Origin of the sequence: Microbacterium sp. (genome assembly GCF_036566905.1) — a bacterium.
Classification (GTDB): domain Bacteria; phylum Actinomycetota; class Actinomycetes; order Actinomycetales; family Microbacteriaceae; genus Microbacterium.
The window spans coordinates 1-21311 of record NZ_DATCVK010000218.1; the positions used below are offsets into that span (position 1 = coordinate 1).

Below are 21311 nucleotides of genomic sequence, written 5' to 3' on the forward strand. Positions count from 1 at the left end.
CGCCGACCTCGTGCTGCTCGACGCGCCGACGCGCGTGCACCTCGCCTACCGTCCCGGTGTGCCGCTCGTGCACACCGTGTGGGCGGGTGGCGCGCCGGTGTGAAACCACAGCTCGCCTGTCACGATCTGGCCGATACGGCAACAGATCGTGACAGGCGAGCGGAGGGCGATCGAGACGTCAGCGGGTGGCGAGCTCCGCGACGTCGACCGGCGAGAGCGCCGAGCCCCACACGGTCAGCTCGTCGATGTCGCCCCGGAACGGGGCGTCCCACCAGTTGACGCCGAGCGCGAAGACGTTGTCCGTGCCCGACAGGACGTCCGGGAACCCCGTGCCCTGGAAGCGCCGCTCGCCGTCGACGTACACCGACGCCGCACCGTCGTCGACCACGAAGGCGACGTGCGACCACTCGCCGAGCGGCAGGGTCCGGCCCGTGCCGGCGTCGTACCACTGCGTTCCCGACCAGAGCATCGTGGACCCGCCGACGCCGTCGTGCCCGCGTGGCACGAGGCTGACCCACGAGGTCGGACTCGCCGCCGCGAAGAACGCGGTCGTGTAGGCCGTGAGCACCTCCGGCCGCAGCCACATGCTCACGGAGTACGACGAGCCCTGCACGAGATCGTCGGGCAGTCTCACGCCGCTGCCGCCATCGAGACGCAGCGCGCTGCCGTCCACGCCATCCGTGACGAACGCCGACGGGGCCGCAGCGGGCGCGTCGATGCGCGCGCCGATGGGCAGGGCATCGGCCCACGCCCCGCCGGCCTCGGCGAGCGAGCCATCGAACGACCATGCCCCCGCGAGCACGCCGGGCGTGCGGGCGAGCACGACGACGTCGAACGACACGGATGCCGACGCCGACCCGTTCGTCACGGTGGCGGTGAGCGAGACGTGGGCGTCGGGTTCGCCGATTCCCGGGCGCGTCACGGTCCCCTCGGCGTCGACGACGCTCTCGTCGCTGGACGTCCACGCGATCGTCGTCCCGCCGGTGCCCGACGTCGGCAGGTCGAGGTCGACCGTGACCGCCGAGGTATCGCCGAGCGACAGGTCGTCGACGACGGCGTCCACCGCCGCGGCGCCGGTCAGCTCCACGGACTTGCGCCCCCACAGCGTGACGCCGGCATCCGAGACCGCCGTCAGGCCCACCGACCACGCCTGCAGGTCGGGGTCCCAGATCGGCGCGAACACGCCGTCGTAGACGACGCCGTCGACCGTCAGGGTGGCGGTGTGCTGTCCCGTGAGCGTGAAGGAACCCTCGACCGCCCCGGTGATGCTCCCGTTCCGTCCGAGAGTGACATCGGATGCCGCCGCTGCGGTCGCCGTGATGTCCTTGCCCATGTCGACCAGCTGCCAGGTTCCGACGACGTCCGCGCGCTTCACCTTGCCGGCGGTCTCGCCGGCGTAGCGCATCGGTGAGACGACCGGCCAGCCGTCGGCGTTCATCCACATCTGGTGCACGCGCACCTCGTGCAGATCGCCGGTGCCGGGGAAACGCGCGTGGAAGACGAGGAAGAGCCGCCCCGTGTCGGGATCCTCGTACCAGGACGTGTGGCCGGGGGAGACGTAGCCGATGCCGGCGCCGGTGCCGGGGTCGCCCAGCTCACGGCCGAAGAGGTGTCCACCCATGAGCTTGACGCCGTACGGCTGGATCGAGAGGTCGTCGAACAGCGGAAGCGTCGGGTCTGCCTTCACGTCGCGCATGTCGTTGCCCTGCGCGTCCAGATACGGGCCGGTCACGCTCGTCGAGCGGGCGACCCGCACGTCGTAGCCGCCGGTCACGCCCAGACCGCCGAAGGAGAGATAGAGGTAGTAGTACCCGGTCTCGGCGTCGTACTGGATCGTCGGCGCCTCGATGCGGCTGTGGTTGCCGCCGACGAGATGCGTGCCGTAGCCCTGCCCGGGGAGAGGCTGGCCGGTGGCGGCGTCCATCTTCAGCAGGAAGATCCCTCCGGAGTAGGAGCCGTAGACCATCCAGAGGCCGCCGTCGGCGTCGTAGAAGGCGTCGGGGTCGACGGTATTCGGATGCAGGCGCGCGTCGTAGGTCTCGCCCGGGTTCTCGGACTCGCCCGACATGCCGCTCTTGAGCAGGATGCCCTGGTTCTCATACGGACCGTCGACCTCGTCCGACACGGCGAGGCCGAGCGCCGACCGCGGCGACGACCCCTCGCACGCGTTGTAGTACATGGCGAACCGGCCGTCGGGAAGCTGGACGACGTCGGCCGCCCAGAGCGTGGAGGTCTGCGCCCACTCGAACGTTTCGGCGAGCTCGGTGTAGATGTCGTCGAAGAGGGCGTTGTCGGCGTTCTGCGAGAGGTCGACGGTGTTCTGCTGCCACGACATCAGGTCGGTGGTGTGCGCCGAGGCGCCGTGCGACCCGAAAGCCCAGATCTCGTCGCCCGACGTGACGATGGACGGATCGTGCACCGTCACGTCGTCGAACATGGGCGCGGGCGGATCCGCCTGGGGCTTCGCCCAGGCGGAGGGCGCGCACAGCGCGCCCGCGACGAGGATGCCGGCGGTGGTCAGGGCGAGCGCGGTGCGGGAGCGTGCGCGGCGCGTCATGGGTTCTCCTGTTCGACAGTGGACGGGATGAGCGGATCCGATGGCTCTGCTTCGAGTCGTCAGTCCGTCGAATGGCAATCTACAACGATGTAGAGCTGGATTACAACGATGTAGAAATCTTCCGCCGAACCGAGCCGTCGAGCGTCAGTGCGATCCGTGCTCAGCGGGGGGCGTCGAACGTCCAGTTGTCGGGATCGACGGCGGCGGCGACGTCCCAGTCGTCCTGCGCCCAGATGAACGTCGCGACCGCGCATGTCGGCATGTGGGCGATGTCGTCGTCCGAGAGACGCGCGGCCAGCGCGCTCATGCCGGGGTCGTGCGCGACGACCATGACTGCCGGAGCACGGGTCGCCGCGGCCGCCTCGAGGATGGTCGACGCCGGAGCGCCGTACAGCTCGGGGTCGAGCGAGACCGCGGCGCCCAGGTCAGCGGCGAAGGCCTCGGCCGTCGTGCGTGCCCGCAGCGCCGTGCTGGACAGGATGATGTCGGGTCGGAATCCGGTCGCCGCGAGCCGCGCCGCCATGCGCGGCGCATCCCGCATGCCGCGGTCATTCAGCGGACGGTCGTGATCGTCGAGGCGGGAATCCCCCCAGTCCGACTTGGCATGGCGCACCAGCACGAGACGGATCATGACGCCACCTTTCGCAGGGCCTTTCCGGCGAGGAGTTCGAGCACGCACAGGGCCGCCAGCCGCACGGTGCGCCCGTCCGGCGCATCCGCCGTCGCGTCGACCTCGGCGATGTCGGCGCTGTGCACCCGCGTGTCGGAGGCGACCGCGCGCACCAGCGCGCGCAGCTCCCAGGCGGCGAGACCGCCGGGGACGGATGCCGGGCACCCGGGCGCGACGGAACGGTCGCACACGTCGACGTCGATGTCGAGATGAACGGCGCCCCCGCCGGCGCCGGCGACGTCCAGGGCCTCGGCGACGACGTCCGCCGCGCCACGGCGTCGCACATCGTCCATCGTCACGACGGTGATCCCGAGGTCGGCCGCGCGCTCTGCGTACGCCACGGAGTTCGCGAAGTCGGCGATGCCGAGCTGGACGATGCGGCGGGGGTCGAGGCCGTCCTCCACGAGCCGTCGCACCGGAGACCCGTTGGAGACCCCGTCGCGCAGGTCGAAGTGCGCATCGACGGTGATGAGTCCGGTGGCCGCAGCGCCGTGCGCGACCGCGTACGTGATCGAGTTGTCGCCGCCGAGCGCGACGACGAGGTCGGCGCGCTCACGCAGCGCTGCCACCGCGGAGCGGACGGATGCCTCGCCCGCCGGCCCGTCCGGCTCGTCGACGTCGCCGGCGTCGGCGATGCGCAGCACCTCGCCGAGGTCCAGCGGGGGTGGTCCGAGCAGCGTCGGACTGTACCGCTGCAGAGTCTCCCGGATCGCGCCGGGCGTGGCATGCGCGCCGGTCGGGGAGAGCGACGTGCGGAAGGCGGGGACACCGAGGATCGCGGCATCCCAGCCGCCGTCGTCGATGGCAGGCCACGCACCTGCGCGTGGCCAGAGAGGGTCATGGGCGAGCGTCACGCCTCGACGCTACCGGCCCGGTCAGGCCGCGACGTAGACCCACGCGGAACGACCGCTCGCGAGCACCACCGCGATGCGGCGGTAGAGCGCCACCTCGTACTCGTCGGACGCATCGAGCTCGTCCTCGGTGACGACGAGCGCCTTGCCCACGACCTTGTCGAGCGGGTTGCCGGTCTCGCGGACGATGGGGTGCACCGACAGACCCGAGAGGTCCACCACCCGCGTGTCCTCGATCTCGGCGTAGTCCACGGTATAGCCGGGCAGCGCGTCGTCCTCGCTCTCGACGAGGCGCCCGAACGTGTCGAGCTGGACGTCGGGGTGCTGCAGGGTCCCGTAGCTGAACAGGTACTGGAGGGGCTCGTCCACCGACACGGCATCAGGCTAACGCGCGGCGTCGCCGCGCTCCCGGCTCTTCACGCAGTCTTAACACGGGCGACCACGCGGCCCGCGTCAGCCCCGCAGCGCGTGCGCGGTCAGCCCAGCAGCGCGTGCGCGATCGAGAAGATCGCGAGGCCCGCCAGCGCCCCCACGATCGTGCCGTTGAGGCGGATGTACTGCAGATCGCGTCCGACCATGAGCTCGATCTTCTCCGTCGTCTCGGCGGGGTCCCAGCGTTCCACGGTGTCGGTGATGATCGACGCGATGTCATGGCGATAACGGTCGACGAGGAAGACCGCGGCGTCGGTGACCCAGGAGTCCACGCGGCGCTGGAGGGCGGCATCCGTCGTCAGCCGCCCGCCGATCTCGGCCAGTGCCTCGACGCCGCGCCGCCGCAGCCCGCTCTCGGGGTCGGCGAGGGAGCGCAGCAGCCCGGCCTTCGCCGTGGTCCACACCTCGCCGGCCAGCTCGCGCACGCGAGGGCTGTCGAAGACCGCGAGCTTCGCGTCCTCGAAACGCCCGATCGTCGCCGGGTCGTGCTGCAGGTTCGCCGCGAGGCGGTCGAGATAGCCGTCGATCGCGACGCGCGCAGGATGCCCAGGGTCGGACCGCACCGCGGCCACGAACTTGACGGCCTCGTTGTACACGGTGTCATCGACGAACCGGTGCGCGATCGACGGCACCCATGCGGGCAGGCGCCGCGAGATGACGCCGGTGAAGGATGCCTGATTCGCGGCGAGCCACGCCGCGATGCTGTCGGCGGCGAGATCGACGGCGCCGCGGTGCGCGCCCGCCTCGACGATGCGTCCGAGCCACTCGCCGAGCGGCGGTCCCCACTCCGGCGTGATGAGGTGCTCGCGGGCGAGCTCCTCGATGACGTCGCGCACGTCGTCGTCGCTCAGTGCCCGCAGGACGCTGCTCGCCATGACGGATCCCTCGGCCGCGACCCGCTCCGCGTGCGCCGGCACACTCAGCCACTCGCCGAGCCGGGCGGCGATCGCGGTCTGATCGAGCTTGGTGCGCACGACCTCCGCGCGGAGGAACTCGGTCTCGACGAACTCGCCGAGCGTGCGGCCGATCTCGTCCTTGCGGCTGGGGATGATCGCGGTGTGCGGGATGGGGATGCCGAGCGGATGCCGGAACAGCGCCGTCACTGCGAACCAGTCAGCGAGCGCACCGACCATGCCGCCCTCGGCTGCTGCGCGGACGTATGCAAGCGCAGGAATGTCCTGCTGGAAGGCGAACGAGAACGCGAACAGCACAGCCATGAACACCAGTGCGCCGAGGGCGACGCCCTTCATGGTGCGCAGCGCTCGACGGCGCTCCTGGTCGGCAGGACTCAGGAGATGGGTCGGTGTGGGCGACATGGGGTCAGTCCTCGAGGGGGCCCAGCCACGCGGTCGCGACCGTCGCATGCGCGGATTCCGGGTCGGACGGGTGGAAGAGCCCCGCGAGGACATCGCGGTAGAGCCGGTTCAGCTCGTTGGCCGAGAAGTACGACGAGCCGCCCCCGACGAGCATCGCGTCGTCGACGATCGACTTCGCCGCCGTCACCGCACGGTGCTTGACGCCCGCGAGCAGCGAGAACCATCGCGTCCCGTGGTCGGCGAGCTCGTCGACGTCGCGTGCGAGCGCCTCGATCTGCGACGGCAGCGCGTCGTACGCGAGCGCCATACCGGCGATGCGCCAGCGGATGTCGGGATCCTGGCTGTACGCCTTGCCGGTGCGCTTGGAGGTGCGCTTGCCGGCCGCAGCCACCGCGAGGTCGAGCGCGCGTCGAGCGACGCCGGTGTACACCGATGCGAGCAGCAGCTCGAAGACGCTGAAGATGCCGAACACCAGCGGGTCGGGGTTGGGTCCCGGCGCGAGCCGGCGGACGACGCGGTCTGCCGGTGCCACGGCATCCCGCAGCTCGGTCGTGCGGGACTGCGTGCCGCGCATGCCGAGCGTGTCCCAGTCGTCGCGCACCACCACGCGGCCGACCTGGACCTCGGAGCGCGGCACGAACGCGTAGACCATGCGCGGCGCGTCCTCGGACGAGGTGTCGAGACCGTGGAGCCCCAGCTGGGTCCACACCGGGGCGAGCGAGGTGAAGATCTTGGTGCCCGTGAACGAGTACCCGCCGTCGGGCAGGGGAGCGGCATCCGTCCCGCTCCCGAACAGCACGAGATCGTTGCCGGCCTCGCTGATCCCGAAGGCGAACACCTCGCCGGCCGCCGCCCCTTCCTGCACGAACCGCAGCGCATCGATGCCGCGGTCGGCGAGCACCTTCGCGACCCCGGTCCACACGAGGTGCATGTTGATCGCGAGCGCCGTCGCCGGTGCCGCGCTCGCGAGGCGCTGCTGGAGGACGGCTGCCTCGGCGAGACCGAGCCCCGCACCGCCGAGCTCTTCGGGCACGAGGATCGCGAGGTAGCCGGCATCCTTCAGATCGGCCAGATCGTCGTCGGGGAAGGTGTTCTCGCTGTCGTGCACGGCCGCCCGGGCGCGGAAGCGCTCGAGGAGTTCGTCCGGAAGGAGGTCGGCGGCATCGTTGGGGGTCACCCCGCCATTCTTACGCCATGATGTGCGCATGGCGACGCTCTCAGAGATGATGCAGGCGCTCATCCCCGCTACTCAGCGGCAGACCGCGGCGGAGGTCACCGAGGCGCTCGACCTCGGCTCGGGGGATCGTGCCGGCAAGCGCAGCGGCTTCCTCATCATGCTGACGCTCGCCGGGATCATCGCGATCGCGGGGGTGCTCACGGACTCGACGGCGACGGTGATCGGCGCGATGATCATCGCGCCGCTGGGCACCCCCATCCTGGGGATCGGACTTGGCATCGTGCGAGGTCACCTCAGCCTCGTGGTGCGGTCGATCCTCTGGGTGCTCCTCGGGGTCGCCATCGTGATCGTGCTGGGACTCGCGTTCTCGGTGTTCGTCTCCACGCCCGAGAGCCTGGAGACCAACTCCCAGGTCGTGGGTCGCACATCGCCGAGCTTCATGGATCTGGTGGCGGCGCTCGCCACCGGGTTCGCGGGCGGCTTCGCCATGTGCCGTAAGGACCTGAGCGCCATCCTCCCCGGAGTCGCGATCGCGATCTCGCTCGTCCCGCCGCTCGGCGTCGTCGGCGTCTGCGCGGGACAGGGCCTGTGGACGGATGCCGTCGGTGCGCTGTGGCTCTTCCTCTCCAACGTCGTCGCGCTCGTCATCGCGGGCAGCATCGTCTTCACGCTCGCCGGCTACGCACGCGATCCCGGATCGTCGCGCGTCGCCAACCGCCGGCGTGCGTACACCATCGTCACGGTGCTGGCGGTCGTCATCACGATCCCGCTGATCGTGAACTCGGTCGTCTCGGTCGCGCTCGCGCGCTGGTCGGTCGGCATCCAGAACGCCGCGACGCAGTGGCTCGCCGACGACGAGGGCGCCCGCGTCTATGGCGTGGAGTGGTCGGGCGCGACGGCGACGATCGAGGTCACCACCGAGGACGGCGAGACCCCGCCGCTCGATGAGCTGCAGGAGGCGGTTGCCGCAGTGGTCCCGTCGTTCGTCGGTGTCGTGGTCGACGTGGGGCAGGGAGTCGAGATCCCCGTCCAGTAGCCGGCCGGCGGCTGCTGCTGCTGGGCGTCGGGCGGCGGGCTGCCGGGGGCGCCGGGCGTCAGCCGAGCGCGGCGCGCAGTGCCTCTATCGTCGCCTCGGGCCGGTCGCGATGGGGCGAGTGCCCCGCATCAGCTACGACCGAGACGGTGAACACGGGGTTCCGCGCGACGGCGGTCTCGGCGGGCTTGCCGCGGAAGATCGAGTAGACATGCGGATCGGACGCGATGACATGGGTGGGCACCGACACCCGGAGGGCGGCGTCCGTCACGTCCCACCGCACGTTCTGCGCACTCGTCTGCTCGACCGCCCAGCGGCTGGCCTGCTGGGCCGACAGCGCCTTCAGCTCGACGTCCTGCGGGTGCCAGTGCGGATGCTCGGTGCGTACGGCCTCCTCGGACGGGTCGTCGAACGCTCGGATCTGGCTGTTGCGGACGATGTCGCGGTCGCGATCGGTGAGCATGATGGCCGGGTCGACGAGGATGAGCCGATGCGTCCACGACGGATCCTCCGCCGCGGCGAGCACGGATGCCGCGCCGCCGAGCGAATGCCCGATCACGAGGTCCCACGGCCGCTCGGCACCCGCCCTGGTGCCGACGACGTCGGCGCCGTACGCGGCCAGCGTGTAGTCGAGCGCGCGCGGCGCGGTGCCGTGTCCGCGCAGGTCGACGGCATCGGCCCGCCAGCCGGCGTCCGCCAGCGCGACGCCGTAGCGCCACATGAGCGCGCCGTTCGAGCCGAGGCCGTGGATGAGCAGTGCGCGGCGCTCGGCCGAGGGCGAGCCCCAGGACAGGCGGGGGAGGATGACGCGACTGGGCATACGCTCAGCCTAGGAGCGCGGCCCCGGCCGTCCCGACGCACGGCAGGATAGAGGCGGGGGTTGGCGTGATCTCGACGGAAATGGCTGTGGCACTGCGCGAAGCAGGGCTGGTGTGGCACCCGCGCTCGGGCGACCGGTTCCAGCTGGACGAGCCCGAGTTCGAGGCCGACGTGTTCACGGTCAGCGAGATGACCATCGAGCCGCGCGAGTACCCGACCGGCCGCATCCTCGCATTCAACGGCACCACCGAGTGGGCGCTGGACTCCGTCGCGCTCGAGGACGCGCTGTGGCTGCCGCACGAGCACCAGCTGCGCGAACTGCTGCGCGGCGCCTTCCGTGGCCTGCGGCGCCTGCCCGACACGCATGAGGTCGAGATCGTGCTCGGCGGCGAGCGGCTGGCGTTCGAGCATCCCGAGCCCGCCGATGCGTACGCCCTGGCGCTGCTGGAGATGCTGCGGCGCTTGGCCTGACGGCTTCCGGGACCTCAGCCGATCGTCGCGACCGGCTCGGTGTCGGGGATCGGGCTCGCGCCGCGCACCCGGAGGTCTGGCAGACCGCGCGCGAACACGATCGCGACGAGCAGGCCCAGGGCGCAGAACGTCGCCGCCGCTGCATAGGACGCTGTCACGCCGCCCGGCCCGTCGATGAGGAGCCCTGCCACGGCCGAGCCGGCCGCGGCGCCGATGAGCTGACCGGTGCCGACCCAGCCGAAGGCCTCGGCGGTGTCGCTGAACTTGACGCTCGCGGTGGTCACCGCCGAGAGCACGGCGAGAGCCGGCGCGATGCCGATGCCGGCCACGAACAGCGTGCCGCCGATCCACCACACGTTGATCCACAGGGCGGTCATGGCCAGCCCGATCGCCACCACGGTCAGCCGCCGCGCCAGCGCCCAGCGCCCCATCGGCAGGTGCCCGAAGGCGAACCCGCCGGCGAGGCTGCCGATCGAGAAGACGGCGAGCACGAGGCCGGCTTCCAGTCCGCCGTGGTCGAACGTCGCGACCACGCTCGCCTCGACCGCGGCGAACGAGCCGATGATGAGGAAGCCGACCACCGTCGCGAGCAGGATCGGCGGCCGCGTCAGCACCGTGCCGAACGAGCGCTTGCTGCGCGGGATGCGCACCCGGCCGACCTCGGGGGAGAGGATGAACCACGCCCCGCCGCCCACCAGGAACACCACCACCAGCACGAGACCGACGACGGTGCCCGCCTGCGTGGCGACGAACGTGATGAGCACCGGGGCGAGGATCCAGATCACCTCCTGCAGCGAGGCGTCGAGCGAGTACAGCGCGGTGAGCTGCGTCGAGTTGACCATCTTGGCGTAGATCGTGCGGACAGCCGCAACGATAGGCGGCGTCGATGCGCCGGCGATGAAGCCCAGCACGATGTAGACAGGCACGGGCACGACGAGGAACGCGACCGCCAGCAGGGATGCCGCCGACACGGCCGTCGTGAGCGTCAGCACGCGGCGCATGCCCCAGCGGCCCATCCACCGGCTCGTGACCGGGCCGGCGAGCGCCTGGCCGATCGACACCGCGGCGAGCACGATGCCCGCGGCGCCGTAGGAGCCGGTGATCCCCTCGATGTGCAGGAGGATCACGAGGCTGATCATCCCGTTCGGGAAGCGCGCGGTCAGCTGCGCCGCGATGATGCGGGCGACCCCGGGGGTGCGCAGAAGATCCCGGTAGCCGGCCACCCGTCCACGTTACGACACGCGCCGACGCGCACGACGCGATCGCGACACGCCCGCGACACGCCGGAGGACTTCTCCACAGGCCGACCCGATGTCGGACCCCGGATCTACCGTCTGGCTGTGGAGGGATGCGGCCGCGGCGTCCGAAAGCGCCGTGATCCTGGCCTTTTCCAGAGCCCCTGGGCTGTGGATGAATCCGTGGAGAACCTGTGTTGTACATGGGGAGAACGGTGGAAAATCACACGGATGTAACTACTAGCCCTTGTGGTGCTATCGAATGTCGGTACCCATATGTAGTATTGGAGTCCCGGTGGGGGGACTACCGGGAAGAGCACCGGATGCCACCGGGGGAAGCACTGAGGAGACGGAATCGACATGGCGATCACGGTTTACACGAAGCCCGCGTGCGTGCAGTGCACGGCGACGTATCGAGCACTCGATTCCAAGGGGATCGAGTACGAAATCCACGACCTCTCGCAGGACCCCTCGGCCCTCGAGCAGGTCAAGGCGCTGGGGTACCTCCAGGCGCCGGTCGTCATCACCGATGAGGACCACTGGTCGGGCTTTCGTCCCGACAAGATCGACGAACTCGCAGCGCGGCTGGCGTAGTTCGACGCAGCCCACCCGTTTCGACGGAGCTCAACGACCGCCGTCGGGTGTGTCCGAGCAAGGGGCGTCATGGGCGTCGTAGCAACTGAGACACCGCTGCTGGTCTACTTCTCGAGCGTGTCGGGCAACACCGCACGCTTCATCGAGAAGCTCGGAGCACGAGCACTCCGGATCCCGCTGCATGCGACGGATCCGGAGCTCGTGGTCGACGAGCCCTACGTCCTCGTGACACCCACCTATGGCGGAGGCCAGGGGCGGGGCGTCGAGAAGGGCGCCGTTCCCAAGCAGGTGATCCGGTTCCTCAATGACGAACGGAACCGGCGCCACATCCGCGGGGTCATCTCCGCGGGGAACACCAACTTCGGCGAGCACTTCTGCCTCGCCGGCGACATCATCAGCCGCAAGTGCAACGTGCCGCACTTGTATCGGCTCGAAGTATTCGGCACGCCTGAAGATGTGGAACGCGTGAACGCGGGATTGGAACGATGGTGGGAACTCTGACGCAGCAGACCGACTTCAAGACGGAGGCACGCTTCGAGGGCATGGATTACCACGCCCTCAACGCGATGCTGAACCTCTATGACGCCGATGGAAAGATCCAGTTCGACGCCGACAAGCGCGCTGCGCGGGAGTACTTCCTGCAGCACGTGAACCAGAACACGGTGTTCTTCCACTCGCTCAAGGAGCGCCTGGACTACCTGGTCGAGAAGGAGTACTACGAGCCCGAGGTGCTCGCCAAGTACCCGTTCGAGTTCATCCAGAAGATCAACGACCACGCCTACGGCAAGAAGTTCCGCTTCGAGACGTTCCTGGGCGCGTTCAAGTACTACACGAGCTACACGCTCAAGACCTTCGACGGCAAGCGGTACCTCGAGCGCTTCGAGGACCGCGTGGTCATGACCGCCCTCGGCCTGGCGGACGGCAACCAGACGCTCGCGCTCGAGCTCGTCGACGAGATCGTCTCGGGCCGGTTCCAGCCGGCGACGCCGACGTTCCTCAACACGGGCAAGGCCCAGCGCGGCGAGCTCGTCTCGTGCTTCCTCCTGCGCATCGAAGACAACATGGAGTCGATCGCCCGCGGCATCAACTCGGCACTCCAGCTGTCCAAGCGCGGCGGCGGCGTGGCGCTGCTGCTGTCGAACATCCGCGAGTCGGGCGCGCCGATCAAGCAGATCGAGAACCAGTCCAGCGGCATCATCCCCGTGATGAAGCTGCTCGAAGACTCTTTCTCGTACGCCAACCAGCTGGGCGCGCGTCAGGGCGCCGGTGCCGTGTACCTCAACGCGCACCACCCCGACATCCTGCGCTTCCTCGACACCAAGCGCGAGAACGCCGACGAGAAGATCCGCATCAAGACGCTCTCGCTCGGCGTCGTCATCCCGGACGTCACGTTCGAGCTCGCCAAGAACGGCGAGGACATGTACCTGTTCTCGCCGTACGACGTTGAGCGCGTCTACGGCGTGCCGTTCGGCGACATCTCGGTCACCGAGAAGTACCGCGAGATGGTCGACGACCCGCGCATCAAGAAGACCAAGATCAACGCGCGCGAGTTCTTCCAGACCCTCGCCGAGATCCAGTTCGAGTCGGGCTACCCGTACATCATGTTCGAGGACACGGTGAACAAGGCCAACCCGATCAAGGGCCGGATCAACATGTCCAACCTCTGCTCGGAGATCCTCCAGGTCAACACCCCGACCACGTACAACGAGGACCTCTCGTACGCCGAGATCGGCAAGGACATCTCGTGCAACCTCGGCTCGATGAACATCGCGCTCGCCATGGACGGCCGCAATCTCGGCCGCACCGTCGAGACGGCGATCCGTGCGCTGACCGCGGTGAGCGACCAGAGCCACATCACGTCGGTGCGCTCCATCGAGGACGGCAACGACCGCTCGCACGCCATCGGCCTCGGCCAGATGAACCTGCACGGCTACCTCGCACGCGAGCACGTCCACTACGGCTCGGAAGAGGGCCTGGACTTCACGAACATCTACTTCTACACGGTCGTCTACCACGCGCTGCGGGCCTCGAACCTCATCGCGATCGAGCGCGGCGAGGTGTTCGACGGGTTCTGGGACTCGACCTACGCGTCGGGCGAGTTCTTCGACAAGTACACCGACCAGGCGTGGGCTCCCCAGACCGAGAAGGTGAAGGAGCTGTTCGCCGGCATCCCGATCCCCACGCAGGAGGACTGGGCGGCGCTGAAGGCCTCGATCCAGCAGCACGGCATCTACAACCAGAACCTGCAGGCGGTGCCGCCGACCGGTTCGATCTCGTACATCAACAACTCGACGAGCTCGATCCACCCGATCGCGTCGAAGATCGAGATCCGCAAGGAAGGCAAGCTCGGTCGCGTCTACTACCCGGCTCCGTTCATGACGAACGAGAACCTGGAGTACTACGAGGACGCCTACGAGATCGGCTACGAGAAGGTCATCGACACCTACGCGGCCGCGACGCAGCACGTGGACCAGGGCCTGTCGCTCACGCTGTTCTTCAAGGACACCGTGACCACTCGCGACATCAACAAGGCGCAGATCTACGCGTGGAAGAAGGGCATCAAGACCATCTACTACATCCGCCTGCGGCAGATGGCCCTCGAAGGCACCGAGCTCGACATGTGCGTGAGCTGCACGCTTTAGCCCTTCGACATCCTCAGGGACCGAAAGAAGACTGAAATGACTCCCGAACCGCTCAAGCTGCTCTCGCACGTGCAGGCGATCAACTGGAACCGCATCGAGGACGACAAGGACCTCGAGGTCTGGAACCGCCTCGTGAACAACTTCTGGTTGCCCGAGAAGGTGCCGCTGTCGAACGACATCCAGTCGTGGAACACGCTCACCCCCGACGAGCAGACGCTCACGATGCGCGTGTTCACCGGGCTCACGCTCCTCGACACGATCCAGGGCACCGTCGGCGCCGTCTCGCTGATCCCCGATGCGCTCACCCCGCACGAGGAGGCCGTCTACACGAACATCGCGTTCATGGAGTCGGTGCACGCCAAGTCGTACTCATCGATCTTCTCCACGCTGTGCTCGACGAAGGAGATCGACGAGGCCTTCCGGTGGTCCGTCGAGAACCCGAACCTTCAGAAGAAGGCTCAGATCGTCATGGAGTACTACCGCGGCGACGAGCCCCTCAAGCGCAAGGTCGCCTCGACCCTGCTCGAGAGCTTCCTGTTCTACTCGGGCTTCTACCTGCCGATGCACTGGTCGAGCCGCGCCAAGCTCACCAACACCGCCGACCTCATCCGCCTCATCATCCGCGACGAGGCCGTGCATGGGTACTACATCGGCTACAAGTTCCAGAAGGGACTCGAGAAGGTCGACGAGGCCACGCGCAACGACATCAAGGACTACACGTTCTCGCTGCTCTACGAGCTCTACGACAACGAGATCCAGTACACGCAGGACCTCTACGACGGCGTCGGCCTCACCGAGGACGTCAAGAAGTTCCTGCACTACAACGCCAACAAGGCCCTCATGAACCTGGGCTACGAGGCGATGTTCCCCTCGACGGTCACCGACGTGAACCCGGCGATCCTGTCGGCGCTGTCGCCGAACGCCGACGAGAACCACGACTTCTTCTCGGGGTCGGGCTCGTCGTACGTCATCGGCAAGGCCGAGGCCACCGAAGACGAGGACTGGGACTTCTGACGCGAATCTGAAGTCACCGGGAGGACGGATGCCGCTTGCCGCGGCATCCGTCCTCTCTTTCGTGGCCGGCGCTCGGCCGCGGGCCAGAAAGCGCGCGAAGTCGCGTAATAGATGGCGGTCGATGCTGTCTCTTGAGTGGGGGATGCGCCGGAGCCCCGGTCCGGCACCCCGGCCGTGGGTCCCGAGCTCGCGGCTACCGGGGGTGCCGGCATTCTCGCGTCGGCCCCCCGGTCAAAATCCCCGCTCTGTGGGCTGCCCATCACGGAACGCTTCGCCATCTGAGGCCAATTCCGCCGGAACAGGTGACACCGAGCCCCCGCGTTCCTACAGTTGTGACAGCGCGCCCGGTTATGGGGACCGCCTGCAGGCAGTGCGCGCGGTGGAAGGGGAACGTGTCGTGGACGATGACGCCGGTTCGACAGGGGTTTCCGCCCCCGCAGCCGCTACCGCGCGGGCGGCAGTCCCGGTGACGCGCAGCACGCTCGTGTGGTTCGGACTCGGTTTCGTGCTGCTGTCGTTCTTCGCCGCGTTTTTGGGGTCGTGGCTGGCTCGATCGGTGGACACCGCCGAGCCGGCGCCGGCGCCATCGGCGTCGGCCACGGCCGCTCCCGAGTACGAGGAGGCGCTCGCCGAGATCCTCCCGGCCGGTTCCGCCGTGCGCGCGGGTTCCGGGGCGCCCGAGGCGGGCAAGGGGTACGAGGGCGACGTCTACATCGACCTCCTCACGGCCGACGTCTACCTGTTCCAGGACGACTGGACCTTCGTCGGCAACATCCGCGCCTCGGCCGCCGAGAACCTCACCGGCGAGCAGGGACCCGCCGGCGAACAGGGAGCTGCCGGCGAACAGGGGCCGCAGGGCGCGGAGGGCGCCCAGGGACCGAGCGGAGCGCCAGGCGCGCCGGGCGCGCCCGGGACTCAGGTCATGCTCGGCACCGCAGCACCCGACGACGCGGAATGCACCGCCGACGGTGACGTGTTCATCGACACGGCCGCCGTGCAGTTCTACGAGTGCACCGACGACGCCTGGGTGCTGTTCGGCCCCACGCCGGATGCGACGCCGGAGCCCTCGCCCGAGACGAGCGAGTAGCCGTCACGCCGCGTCCCACCGATCAGCGGCGGGTCGACACCGTCACCGTGAACTTGGCGTTCCGGGCGATCTGTCGCGTCGGTCCGACCGCGCGCTCCAGCGCGGGCCGGTAGCCCAGGCCTGAGTTCCACACCGTCCACAGCTCGCCGCCCGGCCGCAGGACGCGCGCCGCGTCGGCGAACATGCGGGGAGCGATGCCTTCATGCACCGCGGCGCCCGAGTGGAAAGGCGGGTTGAGCGCGATGAACGACGCACTGCCGTCGGGCCGGCCCCCGAGCATGTCGTCGCGGATGACCTCCACGCGATCGCCCACGCCGTTCGCCTCCGCCGTGGCGACCGCCGAAGCGACGGCAGCGGACGACTGATCCGAAGCGATGACGCGCAGGCTGGGATGCCGCAGCGCCAGCGTCACCGCGACCACTCCCGTGCCGCATGCGAAGTCGATCACCGTCCCGCCATCGTCGGACACGACAGGCAGCTGGTCGAGCAGGAATCTCGTGCCGATATCGATCGAAGCGCCCGCGAACGCGCCGCCGAATGCGCAGACGACGATGCCGTCGTGCTGCTCCCGACGCGGTGCGGGGTCGCTGCCGTCGTGGGGCTCGCGCGCCGTCAGCACGCGGGACTTCTGCCGCGCGTGGCTCACGTCGAGCCGCGCGAAGCTCTCGCGCAGGATGTCGTTCATGCCGAGCGTCATGTGCTTCACGCGCCCGCCGGCGAAGACGACGACGTCGGGCGCCGCGTGCGCGGCGATGAGGCCCGCGATGTCGCGCAGCGCCTCGAGCGACCGCGGAAGTCGCATCAGCACGACGCGTGCGCCGTTCACCAGCTCGGGCGATAGCGGCAGCGACGTGAAGGCGTCGCCGAACCCGAGTCGCTCGGCGTTCGCGGTCAGGGCACGCTCGCCGGTGAGCGGATCCTGGTGGACACGGATGCCGCGCCCGCCGTCCGCCGCCGCGGCCAGTGTGAGCGCGCCATAGCCATCACCGATCACCGTGAGGTCGCCGTCGCTCAGACCGGCGCGGGCAGACGCCGATTCATCGAGGAGCAGGCGGTCCGCGGCATCCGCCGCCACCAGCCCGGGGGCCTCGACGTCGGGCCAGCGGCGCAGTCCGTCGAGCGAGAACGTCACGGTCCCACGGTAGCGGGCCGTGCCCCGTTCACCGGTCGGCGAATGCGCACCGTCGCACGACAGCAGGGCTAGCATTTAGCGCGTGTCCGAGCGCGCCTTCAGTCCTGTCATCTCCCTGCTGACGGTGGCGGGCGTCTGGGACGCGCGCCTGGGGGCAGAACTGCGCGACCTGGGCCTCACCACGCGCAAGTACGCTCTGCTCGCGCACATCGAGGCGACACCGGGCATCTCGTTCAGCGAGCTCGCCCGCCGATCGCAGATCACGGTGCAGTCCGCGCACACCGCTGTGCAGACGCTCGTCGCCGACGGCCTGGTCGCCGATGCGACGAAGCACGCCGGTTCGGCGTCCGACCTGCGGGTCACCGCGCGGGGGAGCGACGTGCTGGAGTCGGCACAACAGCGGCTCGCGGCGCTCGACGGTGCTCTCGGCGAAGGTGCGCCCGCCCTCGCGACAGCCCTGGAGGGGCTGCACGAGCAGCCTTTCGGCGCGGAGGCCGAACCAGCGGACGGGTGAACCTTCAGGTTCACTGAAGAGGTTTCAGTTAGGCTGAAGGTGTGTTCCGAACTCCTCACATCCTCTTCCGCGCGCTCGCGATCGCCGAGGCGATCTCGTGGACCCTGCTCATTCTCGGCCTCGTTCTCCGCGCCACCACCGACTGGGCGCTCGGCGTCACGATCGGCGGCGGCATCCACGGCTTCGTCTTTCTGTCGTACGGCGCCACGGCGATCCTCGTCGCGCTGAACAACCGGTGGCGCGCATGGCCGACTGTGGTCGCGCTGGTCAGCGCCGTCATCCCGTACGCGACGATCCCGGCGGAACTGTGGCTGCAGCGCACCGGCCGGCTGGCAGGACCATGGCGGCTCGAGCCGTCCGACGACCCGCGCGACGGCGCCTGGTACGACCGGCTCATGCGCTGGTTCCTGAGGCGTCCCTGGGTGCTCGCCGCGCTGATCGCCCTCGCCGTGATCGCCCTGTTCGTCGTGCTGCTGATCGCCGGCCCGCCCGGAGGTCGCGACTGACGGCGCCGGCCCTCCCGGAGGTCGCGACTGACGGCGTCGGCCGTCCGGCAGGATGGCCCGATGGCTCAGTCGCGCGGCGGGAGCTGCTGCAGTGTCCAGGTGTTGCCGTCCGGGTCGTCGAACTGAACGAACCGGCCCCACCCCTGCTCATCGACGCCTCGCGCCTCCACGCCGAGGCCGCGCAGGTGCGCGAGGGCTTCGTCGGCATCGGGGACGACGACCTGGATCGTGTTCTGGCGACCCGGCTCGAGATCGTTGCCGAGGCCGGTGCCGAACGCGATGGAGCAGGCCGACCCGGGCGGCGTCATCTGCACGAACCGCAGGCCCTCGAAGGGGACCTGGTCGTGATCGGCGTGGAATCCGATGCGCTCGTAGAACTCCTTCGCCCTGTCGACGTCGGTGACGGGCACGAAGATGAGCTCGATCTTCCAGTCCATGGTTCTCTCCTTTGAGACGGTTCCCCCCGACTGATGAGGCTACGCCGCACCGCCGACGCCGACAGGGGCTGAGTCCGGAGTCACGTCCGTAACGAGAGGGAATACCTGCGCGCGGGCGCCGTTGAACTTGACAATGCGTGTATCAAGTTCAAAACTTGATGCTCGATCACTCAAGTTTCAGGAGAGACGGAATGCCCGAAGACTTCACGCCCCAGGCCGGCGACGACGGGAGCTCGTTCGACGAGTTCCTGGCACGCTACCTCGCGGGGGAGCGCGCGCGTGCCGAGCGGTCGATCGACCTGAGTCGGTACCTCGGCGCTCGCACCCAGGAGCTGCTCCAGCGTGCCGGAAAGTACGCCCTGGACCGCGGCCAGCGGGAGCTCGACGCCCTGCACGTGCTGCGCATCCTCGTCGCCGAGGCACCGGCCCGCGACGCGGTGAGCCGCGTCGGAGCCGACCCCGACGAGATCTCTCGCGCGACCGAGGAGCGGCTGCCCGCAGCCTCCGCCGCGGCGGACGTCGACGGCGCCGTCGTCACCGCGTCCGTGCAGCGCGCGCTGTTCCACGCGTTCCAGGTCGCCCGTTCGTCGGGCTCGACGTACGTGGACCCCGAGCACCTCTTCTTCGCGCTCGTGCTCGCGCAGGACACGCCGGCCGGTCAGGTGCTGGCGCGCGCCGGCGTGACCGCCGAGGCGCTCATGCAGGGTGCCCGCGAGACCGTGACGCCGGGCGAGGGCGCCCCGGCGGAGGCCGGAACGGATGCCGCGGCATCCGACACCCCCATGCTCGACACGTACGGCACCGACCTCACCGCGCGCGCCGTCGCCGGTGACCTCGACCCGGTCATCGGGCGCGCCGACGAGATCGAGCAGACCATCGAGATCCTCAGCCGCCGCACCAAGAACAACCCGGTGCTGGTCGGCGAGGCCGGCGTCGGCAAGACGGCGATCGTCGAGGGACTCGCGCAGGCGATCGTCGACGGCGGTGTGCCCGAGCAGCTGCTCGGCAAGCGCGTCGTCGCCCTCGACCTTCCCGCCATGCTCGCCGGAACCCGCTACCGCGGCGACTTCGAGGAGCGCCTCACGAAGACGATGGACGAGATCGCCGCCCACAAGGGCGAGCTGATCGTCTTCATCGACGAGGTTCACACCGTCGTGGGCGCCGGCGGCGCCGGCGACGGCGGGATGGACGCCGGCAACATCCTCAAGCCCCGCCTCGCGCGCGGCGAGCTGCACCTCGTGGGTGCGACGACGCTCAAGGAGTACCGCGTCATCGAGAAGGACCCCGCGCTCGAGCGCCGGTTCCAGCCGGTGCGCGTGGGCGAGCCGTCCGTCGAGGACGCCGTGCTCATCCTGCGCGGCCTGAAGCCCGCGTACGAGGAGCACCACGGCATCGTTTACACCGACGAGGCGCTCCGCGCCGCGGTCGAGCTCAGCGATCGCTACCTCACCGAGCGCGTCCTGCCCGACAAGGCCATCGACCTGATCGACCAGGCCGGTGCGCGGCTGCGTCTGCGCCTCGGCTCGAAGGTGGACGTCAGCAGCCTCATCGAGCGTCTCGCGACCCTCGAGGCCGACAAGAACGCCGCGGTGTCGGCAGAGCACTACGAGGAGGCGTCGCGGATCCGCGACCAGATCGCCGAGGTGCAGGCCAAGCTCGACGATGCGACGGCGTCCGGCGCCGCGGCCGCGCGTGTCGACGCGATCGTCGGCGAGCCGGAGATCGCGGCCGTCATCAGCCGGGCCACCGGCATCCCGGTCAACCGCCTCACCGAAACCGAGCGCGAGCGGCTGGCGTCCCTCGAGGACGAGCTGCACGGCCGGGTGATCGGGCAGGACGACGCCGTGGTCGCGGTCGCCAAGGCCGTGCGCCGCAACCGGACCGGCATGGGCGACGCACGTCGCCCCGTGGGCTCGTTCCTCTTCCTCGGCCCGACCGGCGTCGGGAAGACCGAGCTGGCCAAGGCGCTCGCAGCGAGCCTGTTCGACGACGAGAGCGCCGTCATCCGCTTCGACATGAGCGAGTTCGGCGAACGGCACACGGTGTCGCGCCTGGTCGGCGCTCCTCCCGGATACGTCGGCTACGACGAGGCCGGGCAGCTCACCGAGCGCGTGCGGCGCAACCCGTACTCGATCGTGCTGTTCGACGAGATCGAGAAGGCGCACCCCGACGTGTTCAACCTGCTGCTGCAGGTGCTCGACGATGGGAGGCTCACCGACGGCCAGGGGCGCACGGTCGACTTCCGCAACACCGTGGTGGTCATGACCTCGAACCTGGGCTCGGAGTTCCTGGCCTCGCGGGGCGGCGCCATCGGCTTCCTGCCCGACGGCGGAGGGGAGACCGGCTTCGGCTCGGAGAAGGACTTGCGCGATCGCGTGTTCGGCAAGCTGCGCGAGGCGATGCGGCCCGAGTTCCTCAACCGCATCGACGAGATCGTGCTGTTCCGCAAGCTCGACAAGCCGCAGCTCCAGAGCATCGTGCGACTGCTGCTGGGCGCGTCCGACGCGCGGCTGGCCAAGCGCGAGATCGACCTCGTCGTCACCGACGGTGCGGTCGCCTGGCTCGCCGAGCACGGCTACGAGCCGGAGTACGGCGCCCGGCCGCTGCGTCGCCTGATCCAGCGCGAGGTGGACGACCGCATCGCCGACCTGTTCGTGACGGGTGCGCTCGTCGACGGCGGTGCCGTGACGGTGGATGCCGTGGGCGACCAGCTGTCGGTGGTCGCGGGCGAGTCGTTCGCGGTCGCCGCGTGAGCTGAGCCGCTCCTCGAGAGGCGCCGTGTCTTCGGGCACGGCGCCTCTCGCCATGTCCGAGGGGCGGTCGC

General features: G+C 69.5%; 20 protein-coding genes. 10 read left to right on the forward strand and 10 right to left on the reverse strand.

The features are described from left to right. Positions 1 to 178: 178 nt before the first annotated feature. The 6 genes from VIP82_RS18730 to VIP82_RS18755 all read right to left on the reverse strand — a co-directional run bounded on the left by VIP82_RS18730 (position 179) and on the right by VIP82_RS18755 (position 7003). Positions 179 to 2557 carry a LamG-like jellyroll fold domain-containing protein gene (locus VIP82_RS18730; protein ID WP_331911393.1) on the reverse strand — a complete coding sequence of 793 codons (2379 nt, stop codon included), beginning with the start codon at positions 2555 to 2557 and terminating at the stop codon, positions 179 to 181. Positions 2558 to 2717: 160 nt separating this feature from the next. Next, the gene (locus VIP82_RS18735; protein ID WP_331911395.1) at positions 2718 to 3188 is read right to left on the reverse strand and encodes a SixA phosphatase family protein; all 471 of its coding nucleotides are present in this window, start codon (positions 3186 to 3188) and stop codon (positions 2718 to 2720) included. Beyond that, positions 3185 to 4081, reverse strand: coding sequence for an agmatinase family protein (locus VIP82_RS18740; protein WP_331911397.1), 897 nt, complete (start codon positions 4079 to 4081; stop codon positions 3185 to 3187). The genes VIP82_RS18735 and VIP82_RS18740 overlap by 4 nt, the downstream gene beginning before the upstream one ends. Before the next feature lie 21 nt (positions 4082 to 4102). After that, a complete protein-coding gene (locus tag VIP82_RS18745) occupies positions 4103 to 4453 on the reverse strand; it encodes a gamma-glutamylcyclotransferase family protein (RefSeq protein WP_331911399.1) in 351 nt (116 codons plus the stop codon). A gap of 101 nt (positions 4454 to 4554) precedes the next feature. After that, positions 4555 to 5826, reverse strand: coding sequence for a DUF445 domain-containing protein (locus tag VIP82_RS18750; RefSeq protein WP_331911401.1), 1272 nt, complete (start codon positions 5824 to 5826; stop codon positions 4555 to 4557). A gap of 4 nt (positions 5827 to 5830) precedes the next feature. After that, complete coding sequence (locus tag VIP82_RS18755) at positions 5831 to 7003, reverse strand: acyl-CoA dehydrogenase family protein (protein WP_331911403.1); 1173 nt, start codon at positions 7001 to 7003, stop codon at positions 5831 to 5833. Between the two features lie 28 nt (positions 7004 to 7031). On the opposite strand from VIP82_RS18755, the gene VIP82_RS18760 reads away from it, so the two are divergent. Continuing rightward, positions 7032 to 8039: a TIGR00341 family protein gene (locus VIP82_RS18760; RefSeq protein ID WP_331911405.1), complete on the forward strand. Its 1008-nt coding sequence runs from the start codon at positions 7032 to 7034 to the stop codon at positions 8037 to 8039. 58 nt (positions 8040 to 8097) lie between these two features. Here the strand turns inward: VIP82_RS18760 and VIP82_RS18765 are convergent, their stop codons facing one another. Beyond that, positions 8098 to 8856: an alpha/beta fold hydrolase gene (locus tag VIP82_RS18765; protein WP_331911407.1), complete on the reverse strand. Its 759-nt coding sequence runs from the start codon at positions 8854 to 8856 to the stop codon at positions 8098 to 8100. A gap of 65 nt (positions 8857 to 8921) precedes the next feature. Between VIP82_RS18765 and VIP82_RS18770 the strand changes: the two genes are divergently transcribed. Beyond that, positions 8922 to 9326 (forward strand): pilus assembly protein CpaE, encoded by a 405-nt coding sequence (locus tag VIP82_RS18770; RefSeq protein WP_308869672.1) that lies wholly within the window; start codon positions 8922 to 8924, stop codon positions 9324 to 9326. Positions 9327 to 9340: 14 nt separating this feature from the next. Here the strand turns inward: VIP82_RS18770 and VIP82_RS18775 are convergent, their stop codons facing one another. Next, on the reverse strand, positions 9341 to 10549 hold the full coding sequence (locus tag VIP82_RS18775; RefSeq protein ID WP_331911409.1) for an MFS transporter: 1209 nt from the start codon (positions 10547 to 10549) through the stop codon (positions 9341 to 9343). A 372-nt stretch (positions 10550 to 10921) separates the two neighbouring features. Here VIP82_RS18775 and nrdH point away from each other — a divergent pair, with 372 nt between their 5' ends. The 5 genes from nrdH to VIP82_RS18800 all read left to right on the forward strand — a co-directional run bounded on the left by nrdH (position 10922) and on the right by VIP82_RS18800 (position 15898). Next, positions 10922 to 11155, forward strand: coding sequence for a glutaredoxin-like protein NrdH (gene nrdH / locus VIP82_RS18780; protein WP_194413491.1), 234 nt, complete (start codon positions 10922 to 10924; stop codon positions 11153 to 11155). A gap of 69 nt (positions 11156 to 11224) precedes the next feature. Further along, positions 11225 to 11656 (forward strand): class Ib ribonucleoside-diphosphate reductase assembly flavoprotein NrdI, encoded by a 432-nt coding sequence (gene nrdI, locus VIP82_RS18785; RefSeq protein ID WP_308869670.1) that lies wholly within the window; start codon positions 11225 to 11227, stop codon positions 11654 to 11656. Then, positions 11641 to 13797 (forward strand): class 1b ribonucleoside-diphosphate reductase subunit alpha, encoded by a 2157-nt coding sequence (gene nrdE / locus VIP82_RS18790; protein ID WP_331911411.1) that lies wholly within the window; start codon positions 11641 to 11643, stop codon positions 13795 to 13797. Before nrdI ends, nrdE begins: the two co-directional genes overlap by 16 nt. Before the next feature lie 36 nt (positions 13798 to 13833). Then, on the forward strand, positions 13834 to 14811 hold the full coding sequence (gene nrdF, locus VIP82_RS18795; RefSeq protein WP_308869668.1) for a class 1b ribonucleoside-diphosphate reductase subunit beta: 978 nt from the start codon (positions 13834 to 13836) through the stop codon (positions 14809 to 14811). A gap of 466 nt (positions 14812 to 15277) precedes the next feature. Further along, positions 15278 to 15898 (forward strand): hypothetical protein, encoded by a 621-nt coding sequence (locus VIP82_RS18800; RefSeq protein WP_331911413.1) that lies wholly within the window; start codon positions 15278 to 15280, stop codon positions 15896 to 15898. A 22-nt stretch (positions 15899 to 15920) separates the two neighbouring features. On the opposite strand, the gene VIP82_RS18805 is transcribed toward VIP82_RS18800, so the two are convergent. Continuing rightward, a complete protein-coding gene (locus tag VIP82_RS18805) occupies positions 15921 to 17030 on the reverse strand; it encodes a class I SAM-dependent methyltransferase (RefSeq protein WP_331911415.1) in 1110 nt (369 codons plus the stop codon). Between the two features lie 82 nt (positions 17031 to 17112). Here VIP82_RS18805 and VIP82_RS18810 point away from each other — a divergent pair, with 82 nt between their 5' ends. Both VIP82_RS18810 and VIP82_RS18815 read left to right on the forward strand, forming a co-directional pair. Beyond that, positions 17113 to 17544 (forward strand): MarR family winged helix-turn-helix transcriptional regulator, encoded by a 432-nt coding sequence (locus VIP82_RS18810; protein ID WP_331911417.1) that lies wholly within the window; start codon positions 17113 to 17115, stop codon positions 17542 to 17544. 41 nt (positions 17545 to 17585) lie between these two features. Further along, positions 17586 to 18050 carry a DUF3817 domain-containing protein gene (locus VIP82_RS18815; protein WP_331911419.1) on the forward strand — a complete coding sequence of 155 codons (465 nt, stop codon included), beginning with the start codon at positions 17586 to 17588 and terminating at the stop codon, positions 18048 to 18050. Positions 18051 to 18115: 65 nt separating this feature from the next. On the opposite strand, the gene VIP82_RS18820 is transcribed toward VIP82_RS18815, so the two are convergent. Next, positions 18116 to 18487 carry a VOC family protein gene (locus VIP82_RS18820; protein ID WP_308869663.1) on the reverse strand — a complete coding sequence of 124 codons (372 nt, stop codon included), beginning with the start codon at positions 18485 to 18487 and terminating at the stop codon, positions 18116 to 18118. 191 nt (positions 18488 to 18678) lie between these two features. Here VIP82_RS18820 and VIP82_RS18825 point away from each other — a divergent pair, with 191 nt between their 5' ends. Then, positions 18679 to 21240, forward strand: coding sequence for an ATP-dependent Clp protease ATP-binding subunit (locus VIP82_RS18825; RefSeq protein WP_331911421.1), 2562 nt, complete (start codon positions 18679 to 18681; stop codon positions 21238 to 21240). The last annotated feature ends 71 nt before the right edge of the window (positions 21241 to 21311 follow it).

Coding starts and splice junctions, on each gene's coding strand:
- VIP82_RS18730 (WP_331911393.1), bottom strand. CDS start 2,557: ATGACGCGCCGCGCACGCTCCCGCACCGCGCTCGCCCTGACCACCGCC.
- VIP82_RS18735 (WP_331911395.1), bottom strand. CDS start 3,188: ATGATCCGTCTCGTGCTGGTGCGCCATGCCAAGTCGGACTGGGGGGAT.
- VIP82_RS18750 (WP_331911401.1), bottom strand. CDS start 5,826: ATGTCGCCCACACCGACCCATCTCCTGAGTCCTGCCGACCAGGAGCGC.
- VIP82_RS18760 (WP_331911405.1), top strand. CDS start 7,032: ATGGCGACGCTCTCAGAGATGATGCAGGCGCTCATCCCCGCTACTCAG.
- VIP82_RS18765 (WP_331911407.1), bottom strand. CDS start 8,856: ATGCCCAGTCGCGTCATCCTCCCCCGCCTGTCCTGGGGCTCGCCCTCG.
- nrdH (WP_194413491.1), top strand. CDS start 10,922: ATGGCGATCACGGTTTACACGAAGCCCGCGTGCGTGCAGTGCACGGCG.
- nrdI (WP_308869670.1), top strand. CDS start 11,225: ATGGGCGTCGTAGCAACTGAGACACCGCTGCTGGTCTACTTCTCGAGC.
- nrdE (WP_331911411.1), top strand. CDS start 11,641: ATGGTGGGAACTCTGACGCAGCAGACCGACTTCAAGACGGAGGCACGC.
- nrdF (WP_308869668.1), top strand. CDS start 13,834: ATGACTCCCGAACCGCTCAAGCTGCTCTCGCACGTGCAGGCGATCAAC.
- VIP82_RS18820 (WP_308869663.1), bottom strand. CDS start 18,487: ATGGACTGGAAGATCGAGCTCATCTTCGTGCCCGTCACCGACGTCGAC.
- VIP82_RS18825 (WP_331911421.1), top strand. CDS start 18,679: ATGCCCGAAGACTTCACGCCCCAGGCCGGCGACGACGGGAGCTCGTTC.